The organism is Amycolatopsis orientalis DSM 43388 (assembly GCF_000411975.1).
GTDB classification, from domain to species: Bacteria; Actinomycetota; Actinomycetes; order Mycobacteriales; family Pseudonocardiaceae; genus Amycolatopsis; species Amycolatopsis orientalis_D.
Genome location: NZ_ASXG01000008.1, coordinates 20,341 through 38,998, shown reverse-complemented (window position 1 = coordinate 38,998; position 18,658 = coordinate 20,341). Strand labels below are relative to the sequence as shown.

General features: G+C 71.4%; 17 protein-coding genes. 3 read left to right on the top strand and 14 right to left on the bottom strand.

Translation table 11 applies throughout. From position 1 onward, the window contains the following. Positions 1–110: 110 nt before the first annotated feature. The 7 genes from L942_RS00900 to L942_RS00870 all read right to left on the bottom strand — a co-directional run bounded on the left by L942_RS00900 (position 111) and on the right by L942_RS00870 (position 9,242). The gene (locus tag L942_RS00900) at positions 111–1,643 is read right to left on the bottom strand and encodes a uroporphyrinogen-III synthase (RefSeq protein WP_037353544.1); all 1,533 of its coding nucleotides are present in this window, start codon (positions 1,641–1,643) and stop codon (positions 111–113) included. An 82-nt stretch (positions 1,644–1,725) separates the two neighbouring features. Then, positions 1,726–2,673 (bottom strand): hydroxymethylbilane synthase, encoded by a 948-nt coding sequence (gene hemC / locus L942_RS00895; RefSeq protein WP_037353542.1) that lies wholly within the window; start codon positions 2,671–2,673, stop codon positions 1,726–1,728. Further along, positions 2,674–3,987, bottom strand: a complete 1,314-nt coding sequence (locus tag L942_RS00890; RefSeq protein WP_037353540.1) for a glutamyl-tRNA reductase — start codon at positions 3,985–3,987, stop codon at positions 2,674–2,676. Then, positions 3,987–4,796 (bottom strand): redox-sensing transcriptional repressor Rex, encoded by an 810-nt coding sequence (locus L942_RS00885; protein WP_037353564.1) that lies wholly within the window; start codon positions 4,794–4,796, stop codon positions 3,987–3,989. The genes L942_RS00890 and L942_RS00885 overlap by 1 nt, the downstream gene beginning before the upstream one ends. Before the next feature lie 1,026 nt (positions 4,797–5,822). After that, complete coding sequence (locus L942_RS00880; RefSeq protein ID WP_051165643.1) at positions 5,823–7,379, bottom strand: molybdopterin-dependent oxidoreductase; 1,557 nt, start codon at positions 7,377–7,379, stop codon at positions 5,823–5,825. Positions 7,380–7,437: 58 nt separating this feature from the next. Next, positions 7,438–7,653, bottom strand: coding sequence for a glutaredoxin family protein (locus L942_RS00875; protein ID WP_037353559.1), 216 nt, complete (start codon positions 7,651–7,653; stop codon positions 7,438–7,440). Positions 7,654–7,736: 83 nt separating this feature from the next. Further along, positions 7,737–9,242, bottom strand: a complete 1,506-nt coding sequence (locus L942_RS00870) for an AMP-binding protein (RefSeq protein ID WP_037353538.1) — start codon at positions 9,240–9,242, stop codon at positions 7,737–7,739. A gap of 282 nt (positions 9,243–9,524) precedes the next feature. Here L942_RS00870 and L942_RS00865 point away from each other — a divergent pair, with 282 nt between their 5' ends. From L942_RS00865 to L942_RS00855, 3 genes are all read left to right on the top strand, one after another. Further along, the gene (locus L942_RS00865; RefSeq protein WP_037353536.1) at positions 9,525–10,229 is read left to right on the top strand and encodes a sigma-70 family RNA polymerase sigma factor; all 705 of its coding nucleotides are present in this window, start codon (positions 9,525–9,527) and stop codon (positions 10,227–10,229) included. Positions 10,230–10,324: 95 nt separating this feature from the next. Beyond that, positions 10,325–11,416 carry a DUF5667 domain-containing protein gene (locus L942_RS00860; RefSeq protein WP_051165642.1) on the top strand — a complete coding sequence of 364 codons (1,092 nt, stop codon included), beginning with the start codon at positions 10,325–10,327 and terminating at the stop codon, positions 11,414–11,416. A gap of 150 nt (positions 11,417–11,566) precedes the next feature. Beyond that, positions 11,567–12,475: an HAD family hydrolase gene (locus L942_RS00855; RefSeq protein WP_051165645.1), complete on the top strand. Its 909-nt coding sequence runs from the start codon at positions 11,567–11,569 to the stop codon at positions 12,473–12,475. Between the two features lie 116 nt (positions 12,476–12,591). On the opposite strand, the gene L942_RS00850 is transcribed toward L942_RS00855, so the two are convergent. The 7 genes from L942_RS00850 to L942_RS00825 form a co-directional block, all read right to left on the bottom strand. Beyond that, on the bottom strand, positions 12,592–13,620 hold the full coding sequence (locus L942_RS00850) for a lysophospholipid acyltransferase family protein (protein WP_037353529.1): 1,029 nt from the start codon (positions 13,618–13,620) through the stop codon (positions 12,592–12,594). Beyond that, the gene (locus L942_RS00845) at positions 13,617–14,663 is read right to left on the bottom strand and encodes an NAD-dependent epimerase/dehydratase family protein (RefSeq protein WP_037353526.1); all 1,047 of its coding nucleotides are present in this window, start codon (positions 14,661–14,663) and stop codon (positions 13,617–13,619) included. Before L942_RS00845 ends, L942_RS00850 begins: the two co-directional genes overlap by 4 nt. Positions 14,664–14,924: 261 nt before the next feature. After that, the gene (locus tag L942_RS42605; protein WP_007030867.1) at positions 14,925–15,026 is read right to left on the bottom strand and encodes a 30S ribosomal protein bS22; all 102 of its coding nucleotides are present in this window, start codon (positions 15,024–15,026) and stop codon (positions 14,925–14,927) included. 198 nt (positions 15,027–15,224) lie between these two features. After that, the gene (locus L942_RS00840; RefSeq protein ID WP_037353555.1) at positions 15,225–15,440 is read right to left on the bottom strand and encodes a helix-turn-helix domain-containing protein; all 216 of its coding nucleotides are present in this window, start codon (positions 15,438–15,440) and stop codon (positions 15,225–15,227) included. 232 nt (positions 15,441–15,672) lie between these two features. Beyond that, positions 15,673–16,485 (bottom strand): pyrroline-5-carboxylate reductase, encoded by an 813-nt coding sequence (proC, locus tag L942_RS00835; protein WP_037353522.1) that lies wholly within the window; start codon positions 16,483–16,485, stop codon positions 15,673–15,675. 24 nt (positions 16,486–16,509) lie between these two features. After that, on the bottom strand, positions 16,510–17,340 hold the full coding sequence (locus L942_RS00830) for a thioesterase family protein (RefSeq protein WP_037353519.1): 831 nt from the start codon (positions 17,338–17,340) through the stop codon (positions 16,510–16,512). Positions 17,341–17,852: 512 nt separating this feature from the next. Further along, positions 17,853–18,656: a sugar phosphate isomerase/epimerase family protein gene (locus tag L942_RS00825; RefSeq protein ID WP_037353518.1), complete on the bottom strand. Its 804-nt coding sequence runs from the start codon at positions 18,654–18,656 to the stop codon at positions 17,853–17,855. Positions 18,657–18,658: the final 2 nt, after the last annotated feature.

Sequence of the window (18,658 nt, the reverse complement as noted above, 5' to 3'; positions counted from 1 at the left end):
TCCCGCCTTGACAAGCACCCCCGCGCCGTAGTCACACTAAAAAATCGGGGTGCCCGTCTCACCACCGAGGCGCAATGTCGCCGCCAGGCGACGAGCCGAAGAGAGGAACCTCAACTACGCCGAGTCCGCTTAGCCTTCCGCGGCGGAGGCAACGCCCCCTCCGCCCGAAGCCGAGCCGCGTGCTCCGCCAGCGCGTCCACCAAATGCGGCACATCAGCCTTCTCCGGCTGAACATCCACCCGCAGACCGAACTCCACCGCGGTCTCGGCGGTCTTCGGCCCAATGCACGCGACCAACGTGCGCGTGTGCGGCTTCCCAGCAATACCCACCAGGTTCCGCACGGTCGACGACGAGGTGAAGCAGACCGCGTCGAACCCGCCGGTCTTGATCATCTCGCGAGTCTCGGCGGGCGGCGGCGCGGCCCGCACAGTCCGGTAAGCCGTGACGTCGTCCACTTCCCAGCCCCGCTCGACCAGACCGGCCGACAGGATCTCGGTAGCGATGTCCGCCCGCGGCAGCAGGACGCGGTTCACCGGGTCCAGCACGTCGTCATACGGCGGGAACTCGGCCAGCAGCCCCTCGGACGACTGCTCGCCGGTCGGAACCAGCTCCGGAATGATCCCGAACGAACGCACCTTCGCCGCGGTCGATTCGCCGACGCAGGCGATCTTCACGCCGGAGAACGCGCGCGCGTCCAGGCCGAACTCCTCGAACTTCTCCCACACCGCGCGGACCGCGTTGGTGGAGGTGAAGACGATCCACTGGTACCGGCCGTCGACCAGGCCCTTGACGGACCGCTCCATCTGCGCCGGGCTGCGCGGCGGCTCGACGGAGATCGTCGGCACCTCGTGCGAGGTCGCGCCGTGGCCGCGCAACCGCTCGGCCATCTCGCCCGCCTGCTCCTTGGTGCGCGGCACCAGGACCTTCCAGCCGTACAGCGCGCGCGACTCCCACCAGGACAGCTTCGAGCGCTGCCCGGCGGCCTGCCCGACCGTCACGACCAGCGGGCCGACCAGTTCGCCCGCGTCGTTCGCGACCGACGCGAGGGTGGTGTCCAGCGTGCGCTGGGTGTTGATGGTGCCGTTCGCGGTGACCGCGACCGGGGTGGTCGCCGGCAGCCCCTTCTCGGTGAGCTGGCTCGCCGCCTCGGCCAGGTGCGCCGAGGTCGCGTGCAGCACGATCGGGCCGGGGGACGCGGCCAGCGCGCCCCAGTCGACCTCGCCGCGCACGTCCGCCTCGGTGTAGGTGCCGCCGAGCGCGACCCCCGCGTACGCCGGCACGGCGGTGCCCGGCGCGACGCCCGGGATGACGTCGAACACGGCGGAGGTGCGGGCGACGGCCTGGACCTCGGCCACGACGGCCGGGCTGGTCAGCGGGTCGCCGGAGACCAGCCGCAGCGCGAGCCGGCCGGCCTTGGCCTCGGCGGTCAGGTCCTTGGCGACATCGGACGGTTCGCCGACGGCGGGGCGGACCTCGGCTTCCGAAGCCGCGAACGCGAGCACGCTGGCCGGCACGTCCGGGTCGGTCACCACGACCTCGGCCTTGGCCAGGAGTTCCTGGGCGCGGACGGTGAGCAGCCCGGCGTCCCCGGGGCCCGAGCCCACGAAGGCGACGCGCCCGGCGGTCTTGCGAGCAGGGGTCATCGTTGGTGTTCTTCTCCTCTTGGGCGGCCGGTGCTCCGGCCGCTGGTGTCGGGCAGGTCGTGCGGGTCGGTGACGGCTGGCGTCACAGCGCGGGGCCGAGCAGCGCCCCGGCTCCCAGGTCAAGCAGTTCGGCGGCCAGTTCCCGGCCGAGCTTCTCCGCCTCGCCGATCCCGGCGATCGCGGACGCCCGCACCATGTCGACGCCGCCGTTCTCGCCCTCGACGGCAGCGGTGCCGCGCAGCGAGATCCGTTCCACCACCGCGCCCTCGTCGTCGAGGTCCTCGACGACCTCGGCGAGCGCGCCCACCGGCGCGCTGCACCCGGCCTCGAGCGCGGCGAGCAGAGCCCGTTCGGCCGTCACCGCGGCCCGCGTGCTCTCGTCGTCCACCGCGGACGCGAGCAGGTGCTCGATGTCCACGTCGGCGGCCCGGCATTCCAGCGCCAGCGCCCCCTGCGCGGGGGCGGGCAGCATCTGGATCGGGTCGAGGGTTTCGGTGATCTCGTCCACCCGGCCGACCCTGGCCAGTCCGGCACGCGCGAGCACCACGGCATCCAGCTCGCCGTCGGTCACCTTGCGCATGCGGGTATCGATATTGCCTCGAATCGGCACGATTTCCAAACCGAGACCGAGCGCGCGCAGCTGCGCCATCCGCCGGGCCGCGCCGGTGCCGACCTTCGAGCCCGGCGGAAGCTCGCCGAGGGTGAGGCCGTCGCGCGCGATGAGCGCGTCGCGCGGGTCCTCGCGCGGGGGCACCGCGGCCAGCACGAGGCCCGGTTCGGGTGCGGTGGGCAGGTCCTTGTACGAGTGCACGGCGACGTCGATCTCGTTGCGCAGCAACGCTTCCCGCAGCGCCGAGGTGAACACGCCGACGCCGATCTGTGAGATCGGGGCGCTGGAGAGGTCGCCGGGCGTGGTGACGGTGACGATCTCCACCTCCGCCCCGGTGGCGCGGATGGTGTCGGCGACGATCCCGGTCTGCGCGAGGGCGAGCTTGCTGCCCCGCGTGCCGATGCGAATGACTCTGGTCACTTACCGCTTCTTCTCGGATTCCGGCGCTGTCGGGGTCGCCACGGCCGCAGGAGCCTGCGGGTCGAGGCAGAACAGTTCCCGCAACGCGTTGGCGTAGTCGGTGTCGGCCGTCTCGGCGGCCAGCTGCTTGACCCGCACCGTCGGCGCGTGCAGCAGCTTGTCGACCACGCGGCGAACCGTGCGGCCGACCTCTTCGCGAACCTGGCTGTCGAGTTCCGGCAGCCGGTTGTCCAGGCGGAGCAGTTCCGCGTCCACCACCTCGGCCGCGCGCCTGCGCAGCGCGGTGACCGTGGGCGTGACCTCGGCGCTGCGCTGTCCGGCGAGGTACTCGCGCACCTCGTCGAGCACGATGCCGTTGGCTTTGGCGGTCTGCCGCTCGGTGGTCGGGGCCCCGGCGTCGCGCATGCGGCGCTGGATGGTCTCCAGGTCGACCACGGTGACGTCGGCGAGTTCGGCCACCGCGGGGTCGACGTCCTTGGGCAGCCCGAGGTCGCACACGACCAGCCGACGCCCCGCCCGCGCGGGCACATGCCCGGCGAGGAAGACGGCGTCCTGCGCGCCGGTGCACGCCACGACCAGGTCGGCCAGCTCGACCGCGCCGGCCAGCTCGGCCAGCGGCACCGAGCGGGCCGGAATCCCCTCCGCGACGACCTTCTCGGCCAGCCGGGCGGCGTTGGCTTCGGTGCGGTTGGCCACGGTGATCTCGGCGATCCCGGCCTTGCGCAGCTGGGACGCGGCGAGCGCGCCCATCGAACCGGCCCCGACGATCAGCGCGTGCTTGCCCGCGATGTCCCCCGCGGCGGCCAGCGCCTCGGACACGACGGACGCGCCGAGCTGGTCGAGCCCGGTTTCGGAGTGCACGCGCTTGCCGACGCGCAGCGTGGTCTGGATCAGCTCGTGCAGCGTGCGGCCGACCGTGCCGGCGTCGCGCGCGGTCGCGTACGCGGAGCGGACCTGGCCGAGGATCTGCGTCTCGCCGACCACCATCGAGTCGAGGCCCGAGGCGACGGAGAACAGATGCTCGACGGCCGCGCCGGCGTAGTGCACGTACAGGCTGTCGTACAGCTCGGCGGGCTCCATCCCGGCTTTGCGGGAGAGCACCTCCGAGACGTCGTTGACGCCGCCGTGGAACGTCTCGACCACGGCGTAGACCTCGATGCGGTTGCACGTCGAGACGAGCATGACCTCGCTGATGTGCTCCGCCTGCTGCAGGTCGTGCAGGACCTTGGTCAGCTCGTCCGCGGGGATCGCCGCGCGCTCGAGCGTGCCGAGATCCGCACTGCGATGGGAGAGCCCGACCGCCAACACGCTCATCAGCGCACCACCATTCCGAGACCGCCGTCCGTACCGGCGCCGTTACGTCCGCCGCTGCCATTGTCGGCGGGCAGGCCGGTGCCGGGTAACCCGGTATTCCCCGGGTTTTCCCCGGTGGCTCCGACGCTGCCCGCACCGGCCGCGCTGTCGGCGCGCCGAGCCACGTGGAACGAGAGGATCTGCAGCTCGACGGCCAGGTCGACCTTGCGGACCTCGACGTGTGCCGGCACCTGGAGCACTACCGGCGCGAAGTTGAGGATGCACTGGACGCCGCCTGCTACCAGCCTGTCGCATACCGACTGCGCGGCGGTAGGAGGTGTGGCGATGATCCCCACGGAAATCTCCCTTTCGGAGCAAACGCGAGGAATGTCGTCCATGTGGGAGACCGGGAGACCCCCTACGGGCACGCCGATCAGGTCGGGGTCGAGGTCGAAGAGCGCCTCGACCGGGAAGCCGCGGCCGGGGAACCCGCCGTAGTTGGCGAGCGCGTGGCCGAGGTTGCCGATGCCGACGACGGCGACGCGGTGCTGCCGGGTGAGCCCGAGGATCCGCTCGATCTGGCTGACGAGCACCTGCACCTCGTAACCGACCCCGCGGGTGCCGTACGAGCCCAGGTACGAGAGGTCTTTGCGGAGCTTGGCGGAGTTCACGCCCGCCGCGGCGGAGAGTTCTTCACTGGAGACGGTGGTCGCGCCCTGTTCGGCCAATCCGGACAGAATCCGCAGGTAGACGGCCAACCGGGCGACGGCGGCCTCGGGGATCTGCTTCGCGCGGACCGCGGTGTCTTCCGCGTCGGAGACGGCGGGCATCTCGGCGGTCGGGGCGTTGTCGGCATCCGGGGTGGCGCGCGAGGTCCGCGCCGCACGGCGGGTGCGGGGTTTGGTGTCGGTCTCCGTTTCAGCCTGGGCTTCGGCGGCGGCGCGGGCGGCTGCCCGGCTGGCGCGGCCGTTGCCGGCTGCGGGGGCCCGGCCGTTGCTCGACGCGGCGGCCCGGCCGTTGCCCGCGGCGTGCTCTCCGCCCCCGGCGACCTGGTCGTGCCCGGATTCGGAGTTTCCGTTGCGCGCCAAGCCGTTCTCGCTCACCGAAGCCCGACGGCGACTGCCCGCGGCGTGCCGCCCGCCGGACCGGCGCCCGGCCGGCGGAGCGGGTTCGGCGGAGTCGGATTCGTCGCGGGGAGGCGTGGCCGGCGGTTCGGCACCGCCGCGCCCGCCCCGCTGTGTCACCACGCTGACTTCTCCTCAATCCGGCTTCGTGCCCGCACTGTCCCCCGCCTGCCAGCCCGGCAGTGGAAAACCAACCCTTGACCCCACGGCTTCCGTCCGGTTCGATGCCGGTCCTCGCGGGGACGGGTTACTACGGTAGTCCACTTGTGAACGCATGCACAAAGTCACTGGTCATCCGCATGACCAGAAGCACAATGGAGCTTGCCGTCGCCGGTGGCCGGGCCAGCTGCCGGTGATCAACTACCTCGGGTAACCCGTCCCGGTTCTCGTCCCGCGCGCAGCACTCGCTCCGTAGGCGAAGAAGATGGATTCCCAGAAGCCCTGCGGCCTCACCAGCCCCAAGACCTCGGCGCAATGCTTCACACTTCGGTGCCCAAGCCGGAGATGAGTGGTCCGCAATGCCACTAGCCCGCGGCCAACACCGTGCCGGTTTCGACGTCTCGCGAGGTTCCGGCGGCTCGGGGGTCACCGTAGAGGGCCAGCATGCGACGAAGTCCGATTTCGCGAAGGGACAAGGTTGCGTCGTGGACGTCCAGCTCGCGGAGCACCTCGTCACCGGGACGAACGGTGCTCGCGAACCCACCTCCCCCGACCGCGCTCACCAGCCCGCGTTCAGGCAGCCGTGAACGGCACCCGGTGCCACCCGGTCGCACCGTCTGGCACCGGGTCCGCCGGGTGGTCCGTCTGCGTGTAGCCGGACTGATCCGTCGCCCGCACGGTCACCGTGTGGCTGCCCGGCGGCGCTGGCACTTCAGCCCACCACATCCGCCAGGTGTCCTTGTTGACTTCGGCCGAAAGCGTCGCCGGAAGCCACGCTCCCTGGTCCACGCGCACCTCGACCTTCGCGATCCCGACGTGTTGTGCCCACGCCGTCCCCGCCACCCGGACCTTGCCCGCGCGCACCGAGGCTCCGCTGGCCGGGGTGTCGATCCGCGATTCGGTCTTGATCGGGGCCTGTTCCGCCCAGCCGCGCTGCAGCCAGTACGCCTGCCGCGCGTCCCAGGTGGTGAATTCCAGGTCGGTGACCCATTTGGTGGCCGAGACGTAGCCGTACAGCCCGGGGATCACGATCCGCGCCGGGAAACCGTGTTCGACCGGCAGCGGCTCGCCGTTCATGCCGATCGCGAGCATCGCGCCGCGTGCCGGGTCGAGGGCGACGTTGGCCGGGGTGCCGCAGGTGAAGCCGTCGACGCTGGTCGCGTACATCTGCTGCGCGCCCGCCTGCACGCCCGCCGCGTCCAGGAGATCGACCAGGTCCACGCCGATGAAGTTCGCGGTGGAGATCAGGTCGCCGCCGACCTCGTTGGAGACGCAGGTGAGCGTCACGGCGCGTTCGACCAGCGGCCGGTTCCGGATGTCCGCGTAGGAGAAGCTCACCTCGCGGTCGACCATGCCGTGGATCTTCAAAGTCCAGTCCTCGGCCCGCACCTGCGGCACGACGAACGCGGTGTCGATCCGGTAGAAACTCCCGTTCGGCGTGATGAACGGCGGCGACCCCAGCTTGTGGAAATCCGCGTCCGGCGGCAGCGGCGGGGCTTTCTTCGCCGCGACCAACGGCCCGATGGACGCGCGGGAACCGGTCGCGCTGCTGCTGGTGGACACGACCTCGCCGACGATCGCCGCCACGCCCGCGCCGGCCGCGATTCCCGCGCCGCGCTGCAACACCTGGCGCCGGCTGAGTCCTTGCCGCGGTTCGCCTTCCGGCGGCAGCGCGCGTTTGTGCAGCCAGCCGAACACCATGAGCGCAGCACCCAGCGCCAGCACCGGAGACAGCAAGGCGAGCTGTCCGACGTCCGTGCGCTCGAACACCGCGTAGATCCCGAACGCGCCGACCACGAGCACCAGCAGTTGGCCGGGCAACGGGCGGCGGCGCGAAAGCTGTCCGGCGAGCACCGCGAAGCCCAGCAGCACCACGGCCAGACCGATCTTGAGCACGGTCTTGTCGGCGGTCCCGATCGTCTGCTCCGCCCACACGACGACGGCGCGCGGGCTGTGTGCGATGACGAAGTCCGCGACCGCGACGAACGGCGACGAGTTGTACCCGACGAACGCGGCGACCAGATGTCCCACGCCCAGCGCGACGGCCAGCGAAACCAGCCCGATGAACGTCGCGATGCCCAGCGACAGCCGCGGCCGGGCGGCCGGCGGAGCTTCCTTCAACGCACTCACCCCACCATCTTCGGCGGGTCCGGCCCGGTCTGGCCCGTTCGAGCCGCTTACGGGTTGCTTACCGCAGCGCCGCGCGCAGCCGTTCTTCCTCGACGCGCCAGTACCCGTGCTCGACGCCGTCGATCAGGATCACCGGCACCTGGTCGCCGTATTCGGCCCGCCATTCCGGGTCGCTGTCGACGTCCGCGGATTCCCACGGCACGCCCAGCTCGCCGCAGATCCGCGCGACGTCCGCCTCGGCCACCTCGCACAGGTGGCATCCTTCGCGGCTCATCACGGTCACTTTGTGCACCGGACCAGCCTAAGGCTCGTGAGTGGCGATGCCGGTTAGAACCGGCATCGCCACTCACGAGCCGATCAGCGCAGCTTCAGCCGGCGCAGCTTCCCGGTCGCCGAATGCGGCAGCGTCTCGGCGAACTCGACGGTGTGCGGCACCTTGTACCCAGCCAGATGCGCGGCGCACTGGTCCACCACCTGCTGTTCCGACAACGCCGCACCCTCGGCGGGCACCACGACCGCCTTCACCGCTTCGCCGCTGCGCTCGTCGACCACGCCCACGACAGCGGCCTCCGCGACCCCAGGCAGCTGCGAGATCACTTCCTCGACCTCGTGCGGGAAGACGTTGAAGCCGTTGACGATGATCAAGTCGTTGGCCCGGTCGACCAGGTGCAGATCGCCATCGGAATCGAGATAGCCGACGTCGCCGGTGCGGAACCAGCCCTCGGCGTCCGGCCCGTGCGCGCCGTCCGGCCAGTACCCGGAGAACAGGTTCGCGCCGCGCACCGACACCAGCCCAGTGCTGCCGCCCTCCTCGAACACGTCGTCCGGCTCCTCCGGATCGAGCGGCAGGTCGTCGGCGGATCCGTCGGAGTCGACCAGCCGCAGCTCGATCCCGGGCAGCGGCCGCCCGACCGATCCCGGCTTCGGATAGCCGGTGACCAGCGTCGACGTCACCACCGGCGCGCATTCGGTGAGCCCGTAGCCCTCGTACACGTCGAGCCCGGCGGCCTCGCGGATCGCCGCCAGCACCTTCGGATGCAGCGGCGCGGCCCCGGACGTCAACCGCTTCACGGTCGCCAGTCCGCGGGCCAGTTCGTCCGGTTCGAGCGCGGCGAACTCGTTGTACATCGCCGGCACGCCGGTGATCGACGTGACGCGGTGCTCGGCGCAGTCTTGCAGCGTCCGCCGGGCTTCGAAGCGTTCGGACAGCACGAGCGTCGCCCCGACCGCGGTCGCCATGAGCAGCCCCGGGCCGAGACCGTAGACGTGGAAGAGCGGAATCGACACCAGCACCCGGTCGTCGTGCTCGGTCACGCCGTCGACCTGCGACAGCTGGTCCAGATTCGCCAGCAACGCACGGTGCGACAGCAGCACTCCGCGCGGCGGGCCGGTCGTGCCGGAGGTGTACGAAATGACCGCGATGTCCTCGCCGGAACGGCCGAGGTCCACCGGATCGCCCGGCTCGTCGCCGCGCGGCGGCAGTCCGGTGACGCCCTCGGGCAGTTCGGCGTCGTCGCGTTGCACGACGCGTTTCGCGCCGGAGTGCTCGAGCAGCCGCTCCAGCTCGGGCGCGGGGGCTTGCGGCGACAACGGCACGGCGATTCCGCCCGCGCGCAGCACACCGAACAGGGCGACCGCGAAGTCCGCCGACGTCGGGAGCCGCAGCACCACCGGGTCGCCCGGCGCGACGCCGGAGGCGACCAGCCGGCGTGCTTGCGCGTGCGCCGCTTCGTCGAGCTCTCGCCAGGTCAGCGAGGCACCCGTGCCCGTCTCGGTGATCGACGTGCGATCCGGCCAGCGGCTGGCCGCGTCGGTGAGCAGGCCGGCTACGCCATGAGCGGTGCTGATCCGGTCCACCCCCACCCCTCTCGTTCCGTTGCGGATTCGTCATCTTGTCACCCGTAATGGGGATGCCGCGCGATCGTCGCACCTCTGCCTGACCCGGACACTACCTACTTCGCGGTAACAACACGTATGCTGCACTGCGTCGCCGGGTGGCGTTGATCACTACCGGGTGACCCGAGCAAAGGGAGTCGTCGTGCCGAAGCCGCCGGTCCACGAGGGTGTGGGACACGCGCCGCGGCACGTCCGCACGCCCTCGGGCACGCACCCGGCCGCACCAGGGACAGCCGGAGGTGCCGCCCGATGACCCGTCCGATCACCCTGTCCGCGCACCGCGGCCCGGTCTCGATGTTCGCCGACCGCGTGATCGGCTCGTCCGCGGCCGCCGTGCCGCTGCCCAAGGCCGAGCCCGAACCGGACGCCGCCGAGGTCGCGAAGGCCGAGGCGTGGGAACTGGTGCGGGCCGCGCAAGCCGGCGACTCCTCCGCGTTCGGCCAGCTGTATGACCGCTACGTCGACGTCGTCTACCGCTACGCGCTCTTCCGCCTCGGCGACCGCGACCTGGCCGAGGACGTCACCAGCGAGACCTTCCTGCGCGCGCTGCGCCGGATCACGTCGGTCAGCTACCAGGGCCGCGACGTCGGCGCGTGGTTCGTCACCATCGCGCGCAACCTGATCCTCGACCACGTGAAGTCCAGCCGGTTCCGGCTCGAGGTCGTCACCGACGAGGTGACCGAACCGGGCGGCGTGCCCGGCGGACCGGTCGGGCCGGCCGCCCAGGCCGGGCCGGAGCAGCAGGCGATCGCCGGCGCGACCCGGGCCGAGCTGCTGCGGTGCGTCGCCGAACTGGGCGAGGACCAGCGCGAATGCATCGTGCTGCGATTCCTGCAGGGGCTGTCGGTCGCGGAGACGGCGCAGATCATGGACCGCAACGAGGGCGCGGTGAAGGCACTGCAGCACCGGGCGGTCCGGCGGCTCGCGCAGCTGCTGCCCACCGGCTTGCGTTGATCGTTCAACGACCGCCGTAACTTTTTCGTCTCCCTAATCGTTTCTCACGCAGACCGGCGGTCAGGGCCGGGCGTTGGGTGAGACGGAGCAGCACCGTGGGCGTGCCCGGGTGGTTTTCGCGTGGTCGGACCGAGAGCGAGCGGTTCGACGACGCGGTCAATGCTTCCCCGCGGCAGCGCTCCGACGAGTTCGCCGAGGAGCTGGCTCTGGTCGGCGCGTTGCGCGAACTAGGCCAATCCGGCGACCCCGACCCCGCCACCCGGGCCCGGATCCGCGCCGAGATCGAAGGCCGTATCGGCGAGCCTCTTCCGCGCCGCCGGTGGCGACCGCGGATGGCCGACTTAGCCGCCGCGGGCATCGCCCTGATCCTCGGCTTGGGCGGGCTCACCCTGCTGCTTTCGCGAGACGCCCTGCCCGGCGACGCGCTGTACAGCGTGAAGCGAGCTGGCGAAGTCACGACGCTCGGCCTGACCTTCGGCGACGAAGCCAAGGCCGAGAAGCACCTGGAGTTCGCCGCGAACCGCGTCACCGAACTGGGCCGGATGAACAACGCCAGCCCGTCCGCGTACCAGACGGCGCTGCAAGATTTCGGCAGCGACGTCCGCGCGGGCGTGGCCGGACTCACCGAACTGGCGACCACGAGCGGCAACCACACGCGGCTGGCGTCGCTGGAATCGTGGGCGCAGAGCCAGGCGCGGCAGCTGGAATCGGAACAGACCGGCATCCCGGCGTCCGCCCTCGAGGATTTCCAGCAAGCCCGCCTCCTGCTCGACCGCGTACAGCAGCGGACGAGCGCGCTCGGCTCACGGCTGAGCTGCTACCAGATCACCACCGGCACCACCGACGAGCTGGGCCTGCTGCCGGCGCGCGGCGCGTGCACGCAGCAACCGCTGTCGCCCGGCGGCTCCACGCCGAGCAGCCCGCCTCCGCCGACACCCGGGTCGAGCGTCCCGCCGTCGGACTCCCCGCTGCCGGTCCGCTCGGTGTCGTCGCCGACCGTCAGCACCCCGAGCACGCCGACCCCGACGCCGACGCCGCCGCAGGTCCCGCACCCGCCGGCCCCGCCGAGCGTCCCGCCGCCGATCACCGCCCCCACCGCACCCCGGATCCCGACCCGGCCCGCGCCCCCGCCGGTCGTCTCGGTGCCGCCGCTGGTGCCCGGGCTCCCGCCGATCGTCATCGGCTGACGCGACCTTCGCCACTGCCGCACGCCATGATCAGGAGAACCGGGCAACCCCTGTCCGAGGCGCGGGCCACATCTCCAACGGGTGACTCGCCCGGTCGCTACCCTGTGCTGCAGGACCCGGTCGGCCTCGTCCGCCGGGACGTGCCCGAACCTGGAGGCGGTGTGCGTGTCAGCTTGGCGTGGCAAGGATAAGAGTCAGGAACTCGAGCGGCTCGCCACGCTCGCGGGCGAGGCTTCGGCCGAGGCGGCCTCCTCCTCGGCGCAGCTGGCGACGACGGTTCCGCCCGCGCCGCCGGACCTCACCGCGGGCGCCTTCTTCGACGTGGACAACACGATGATGATGGGCGCGTCGATCTTCTACTTCGCCCGCGGGCTGGCCGCGCGCAAGTTCTTCACCTCGGCTGACCTCGCCGGTTTCGTGTGGGACCAGATCAAGTTCCGCGTCGGCGGCCGCGAGAACAAGGCCGACATCAGCACCCACCGCGAGCGCGCGCTGTCCTTTGTGGCCGGTCGGACGGTCGAGGAGCTCACCACGATGAGCGAGGAGATCTACGACGAGCTGATGGCGGACAAGATCTGGTCCGGCACCCGCGCGCTCGCGCAGATGCACCTCGACGCCGGCCAGCGCGTGTGGCTCGTCACCGCGACGCCGATCGAACTCGCCGCGATCATCTCGCGCCGGCTCGGCCTCACCGGCGCGCTGGGCACCGTCGCGGAAACCAAGGACGGGGTCTACACCGGACGGTTGGTCGGCGACCTGCTGCACGGCCGCGCGAAGGCCCATGCGGTCCGCGCGCTCGCGTCGCGAGAAGGCCTGAACCTCAAGCGCTGCACGGCTTATTCGGATTCGCAGAACGACGTCCCGATGCTGTCGGTCGTCGGAACCGCGGTCGCGGTCAACCCGGACAGCGGACTGCGCGACGTCGCCCGCGCCCGCGGCTGGGAAATCCGCGACTTCCGCACCGGCCGTAAAGCTGCCCGCATCGGCGTCCCGTCCGTGCTCGGCGCGGGCGCGGTCGCGGGAGCGGTCGCGGCGGGGATGGCGTACCGCCGCCGCTGAGCCCGATCAGTCGAGCACCGCGGTCGCCTCTCGATTACCTGGCGCGCTCCAGTGCGTCAGGCAACCCTGGGCGATCGCGCACGGCCTGGTGAGGCTGGCGGCCGCCCGAGTAAAGCTCAGCCGCGGAAAACGCTGCGCCGCTGGGAAAGCCGGCGGTACAGCGAGTGCTGGATCGACTCGCGCACCTGGTCGGTGAGCGTGAACACCAGCATCGGATCGTCGACGGCGTCCGGGCCGTAGTCGTCGGTGCGGATCGGCTCGCCGAACTCGATGGACCACTTCGTCGGCAGCGGGACCGCGCCGAGCGGGCCCAGCAGCGGGAAGAACGGCGTGACCGGGAAGTACGGCAGTCCGAACAACCGCGCCAGCACCTTGAGTTCGCCGATCTTCGGATACGTCTCCTCGGCCCCGACGACCGACACCGGAATGATCGGCACGCCCGCGCTCATCGCCGCGGACACGAACCCGCCGCGGCCGAAGCGCTGCAGTTTGTACCGCGCGGAGAACGGCTTCCCGACGCCCTTGAACCCTTCCGGCCACACGCCGACCAGTTCGCCGTTGGTCAGCAGCCGCTCGGCGTCGGCGTTGCAGGCGAGCGTCTGCCCGGACTTGCGCGCGAACGAGCCCACCAGCGGCAGCTTGAACACGAGGTCCGCGCCGAGGCCGCGCAGGTGCCGTCCGCCGGTCTCGTCGTGCACTGCGACCGCGGTCATCAGCGCGTCGAGCGGCAAGGTGCCGGAGTGGTTGGACACCAGCAGCGCGCCGCCCGCTTTCGGCAGGTTCTCGACGCCGAACGTGTCGACGCGGAACCACTTCTCGTACAGCGCGCGCAGCGGCGGCAGCACGAGCGTCTCGGTCAGCTCGGCGTCGAAGCCGAACTCGTCCACCGCGTAGTCGCCGGTGAGCCGATGGCGCAGGAACGTGAGCGCGCTGCGCACCGACTCCGACAGCGGGTCGGCCGCGGGTTCGCGGACCGGGCCGGACGGCTGCGCCGGGAACTCCACGACCGGCGCGTCCACCCGCTCCTCGACCGGTTCCGGAGCCTCGACCGGCTTCTCCCGGCCGGGACCGTGCAGCGGAATGACCTGTGCCTCAGCACCGTTCACGGGATTCGCCTCACTTCCGGCACTCGTCGCGTGGCTCATCGGCTCGCCTGCCCGGTGGCGGCGGCCTCGAGCACCTTGCCGGCCAGCCCGGCCAGCGCGCCGCCGTCGAGCACCGGGCGCAGGCCGCGGCCGGCCACGTAGTCGTCGAACGCCTCGCGGGTGGTCCAGCGCGGCGTGTACCCGAACTCCTTCTTGAGCTTCGTGATGTCGACCGCGCGGCCGAAGTTCAGCAGCCGCACCTGGTCGGCGGAGAAATCGACCACTCGTGCGCCGCGCAGCAGCTTGCCGACCGAGGGCACCACCGCGCGCGGCATCGGCAGCCCGACCCGGCCCGCCCGGCGGATCGCCTGCGACAGCGTGAGCACGCCTTCGGAGGCGACGTTGAACACGCCCGGCCGGTCTTCCACCGTCGCCATTTCGAGCACCGACAGCGCGTCTGAAGCGTGCAGCAGCTGCAGCCGGGCGTCGTAGCCGAAGACCGTCGGCACGACCGGCAGCGAGAAGTACCGGGCCAGCACGGTGTCGACCTCGGGGCCGATGATGTTCGCGAACCGCAGGAGGGTGATCGTCAGGTCCGGGCGGCGGCGGGCGAGGCCGCGCACATAGCCCTCCATCTCGACCGCGTCCTTCGCGTACCCGCTGGACGACGGCGGGATCAGCTCCGAATCCTCGGTGAACACCGCCTGCGAACGCGCGCCCGCGCCGTACACCGCGGCGCTGGACTTCACCACGAGCTTGTGCACCTTCGGCGCGCGCTGGCACGCCGCGAGCAGCCGCATGGTGCCGATGACGTTGACTTCCTTGACCGCCGCGCGCCGGCTCGGCCCGGCCGGATGCGCGGTGCACGAGGTGTGCACGACAGTGTCCACCTCGGCGCTGCTGATCACCTTCGCGATGAGCGGATTGCGGATGTCGGCGCGGACGAACTCGGCGCGGCCCATCCGCTGCTGGATGTCCTTGGCGGGCGGGGCGGTGTCGACACCGATCACCCGCTCGAGATCCGGGTGCGCGCCAAGGCGGGCGAGCAGTTTCCCGCCGAGGTCGCCGGCGACCCCGGTGACGAGCACGATGTTCGAGGCCATGGAACTCCCTGATCGGCAGCAGTGTGCAAGGCGGAGTGATCACTCGGGGTGCGCGAACTTGCACTCGCTGGAAGCATCGCGCTGATGCACCTGCCATGTTACCGGCCGCAGGCACCCTTCTGACCAGGGCTTACCTGGTTTTTACGAGGGACGTCCGGATTGCGAGCCGCGCCTCACTCGATCGGGCGCAGGAAGGTCCGAACATGAGTGTGGCCCGTCCAGAGACTGGACGGGCCACGAAACCTCAACCGCGCGGACGGCTCACTTGCCGGCCTTGCGCCGCTGCACTCGCGTGCGACGCAGCAGCTTGCGGTGCTTCTTCTTCGACATGCGCTTGCGGCGCTTCTTGATCACGGAACCCATGGGCGCTCCTCTTTGGTCGTCGGTCACGCTGCCCGGCGCAGCGTCCAACGGGTGGAGCGCACAGGCACGAGCGGTTTACCAGGCTACTAGCGTCCCGGCGCGGGCCGGTCGGCGGGCATGGTTTGCCGCATGCCCGGCGACCGCCCGGACCCCGCCCCACCGCCGCTCTCCGGCGGAGCGGCGAGGCCGCGCGGCGCCCTACCCGACGTCGAAGTAAGCGCCCTGCAGGTACTCGTGCACCGCTTTTTCCGGCACCCGGAAGGACTTCCCGACTCTGACCGCGGGAAGTTCGCCCGAATGCACCAGGCGGTACACGGTCATCTTCGAGACCCGCATCAGCGTGGCCACTTCGGCGACTGTCAAAAACTGGACCTGCCCTACCGCGGGCAAATCCTCCTTCTTGTTCGGCGACATGTTTACCGCGTCCTTCGACACGTGTCGCGCCACGAGGCTTCCCCACCTGTGGTATCGACACGCACGTGCTCTTCCGAGGGTAGCGGGACAGGTGGGACTCGTGCGACGCCTGTCACCAGGATGGGCCCTCACCTGGGGCTTCGCTTAGCCCGGACGGCGCAGCCGGGTCCGGTTTGCCGGATTCGGCCGACCGCCCCGCTCCGGAACCGGGACGATCGGCCGCTCCCGGAGATCAGTTTTCGTGGGCCCGGCCCAGCTCCTCCGACCGGTCGCGGGCGGCCTCGATCGCGTCGAGCAGCGCCGCGCGCACGCCGTGCTTCTCCAGCTCGCGGATCGCGTTGATGGTCGTCCCGGCCGGGGACGTGACCGCCTCGCGCAGCAGCACCGGGTGGTCCTGGCCCTCGGCGAGCATCTTCGCCGCGCCGACCGCGGACTGGATGATCAGCTGCCCGGCCAGCGCGCGCGGCAGGCCGAGCAGGATGCCCGCGTCGATCATGGCCTCGACCAGGTAGAAGAAGTACGCCGGACCGGATCCGGACAGCGCGGTGACCGCGTCCTGCTGCCGCTCCGGCACCTCGACGACCTGGCCGACGTGCGACAGCAGTTCCTTGACCGTCGCGAGGTGCTCGGCCGTCGCGTGCTTGCCGGGCGAGATCGCGCTCATCGCCTCGCCGACCAGCATCGGGGTGTTCGGCATCACGCGGACCACCGGGACGCCCTCGGCCAGCCGGCGTTCGTACAGCGCGGTCGGCAGGCCCGCGCACAGCGAGACGACCAGCGACGACGCCCCGAGCAGCGGGGCCAGCTCTTCCAGCACCGGCTCGATGTCCTGCGGCTTCACCGCGACCACGAGGATGTCCGCCCGCCGGGCCGCGTCCGCGACCGACACCGCTTTCATGCCCGGGTAGCGGGTCTCCAGCTCGCGCGCCCGCTCCTCGTACCGCTCGGTGAAGAGCAGGTCGCCTGGCTCGTGGCCGCCGTTGAGCAGGCCCGACAGCAGGGCTTCGCCGATCTTTCCCGCACCCAGCACCGCGATCACACTCATGCGCTTCAGCGTGCCAAACGCGGCTCAGCCGCCCGGGGCCGGGGCGAGCGCCAGCTGCCGAACCTGAGCGACAAGCCGGCCTTGCGCGTCCACGACGGTCGCGTCCGAGTCGAACCACGGCTCGTGCACCGACCGGGCTTCGACGAGGATCCGGAGCCAGCCGGGGGCCGGGCGGGTGCGCACCAGCGAGGTCATCTGGACGGTCGGGGCCCAGCCGAACCGTCCGAGGTTCGCCACTACCGGCGGGTTGAGGTCGCCGGCCAGCAGCGAGAAGTAGACGTCGGGCTGGCCGGTGCGCGGACGCGCCCACATCCGCAGCCGGGGCGGGTCGCCGGTGCGTCCGGACAGGAACCCCGCGGTCGCCGGGTCCAGCCGCACGTCGCAGGCAGCGGACAGGTGGAACGGGCCTTCCGGGGTGTCCTTGCCGAACTGCGGCGCGCTCGCCGGCGGTTCGGCGGGCATCTGCGGCAGATCCGTCCATTCGGAACGGCGCATCGGCAACCGGCCGACCGTGACCCTCGCCTCGACGCAAGCCCGGCCGCGCTGTTCGAGCGACACCGCGACCACCGACACCCGGCGGCCGACCTTGCGCACATCGGCGCGCAGCAACACCGGGCCGAGCGCGGGCGCGTGCAGGAATTCGGTGCTCACCGCGAGCGGGTCGACGGTCGCGTCCCCGCGTTCGTGCAACGCGGCGGCGGCGGTCTTCGCCAGCAGCGCCACCAGGAATCCGCCGTGCGGATGAACCCCGATCGCCCATTCCGCACGCAACGTCGCGGTGAACGTGCTGTCCCCGAGCGACCGGACTGCGGTGGCCGCGTCGAAGGCGGTCGCGGTGTCGTCGGCCGCGCTCACGGACGACCGGCCACGGCGATACGGCGCGTGGAACCGGGTCCGGCGAAATCTGGAGACGGCGATGGCAACGAGGTCACGCCCGCACTTTACGGTGCCTGGCCGCCATTGCGAGCCGAGCCGGGCAGGGACCGCCCGGACAGCCGAGCAAGATCACCCGCGGGTCATTGCCCGAGGTGCAACCGGGCGAACAACAGCGCCTCCGCCAACGCCAGCCGCGTGCCGAGGGTTGACCTCCAGCAACCCCGCACACGACCGCCCACCACGCCCACCGATCACTGCCCGAGGTGCAACCGGGCGAACAAGAGCGCCTCCGCCAACGCCAGCCGCGTGCCGAGGGTTGACCTCCAGCAACCCCACACACGACCGCACGCCACACCCCCGAACACGCGGATCAACCGCCGAACCCAGCCCTGCCCGCGACCAGACGACCAACCGCACGCCTCCTGCCGACCTGGCCGAATTCGCCGTCAACGACCAGCCTTCCCGCGCAGCCGCCACACCACGTCCACCGATCACTGCCCGAGATGCAACCGAGCAAACAACAGCGCCTCCGCCAACGCCCGCGCTCGCGATGCCGCGCCAGTCGCGTGCCGAGTGTTGACCTCCAGCACCACCTGCCCGGAAAACCCGTCGGTGACCAGCTTCTCCAGCAGCTCCGCGCACGGCTGCCCGCCATGGCCCGGAATCAGGTGCTCGTCCTTGGGAATCCCCGTCCCGTCCGCCAGATGGACGTGGCTCAAGCCCTTCCCCATCCGGTCGGCCAGCGCCAGCGCGTCCATCCGCGCCGCCGCCGAATGCGACAGGTCCAGGGTGTAGTGGCGGAACCCGACGTCGGTGGGGTCGATCGAGGGCCGGAACGCCGACACCCGGGCGTCGCGCGATCCGCCGGGCGGGCGGACCTTGAACATGTTCTCCACCGCGACGTCGATGCCGCTGGCGTCCTCCAGTTCGTCCACCAGATCGCCGAACGCGTCGCCGTACCGGCGCTGCCAGCGAAACGGCGGGTGCACCACGACCGTGCGCGCGCCGAGTTCCAGCGCGGCGTCCACGGACCGGCGCAGCCGCACCTCCGGGTCCGGCGACCAGATCCGCTGCGTGATCAGCAGCGACGGCGAATGGATCGACAGCACCGGCATCCCGGTGCGCTGCGACCAGCGCCGGATCGCCGAGACGTCCTGGCTGATCGGGTCGGCCCACACCATGACCTCGACGCCGTCGTAGCCGAGATCCGCGGCCAGCTCGAACGCCGCGCCCGCGCGCAGCGGCCACACCGAGGCGGTGCTCAGACCCACGGGGACGGGCGCGCTCTCACTCACGC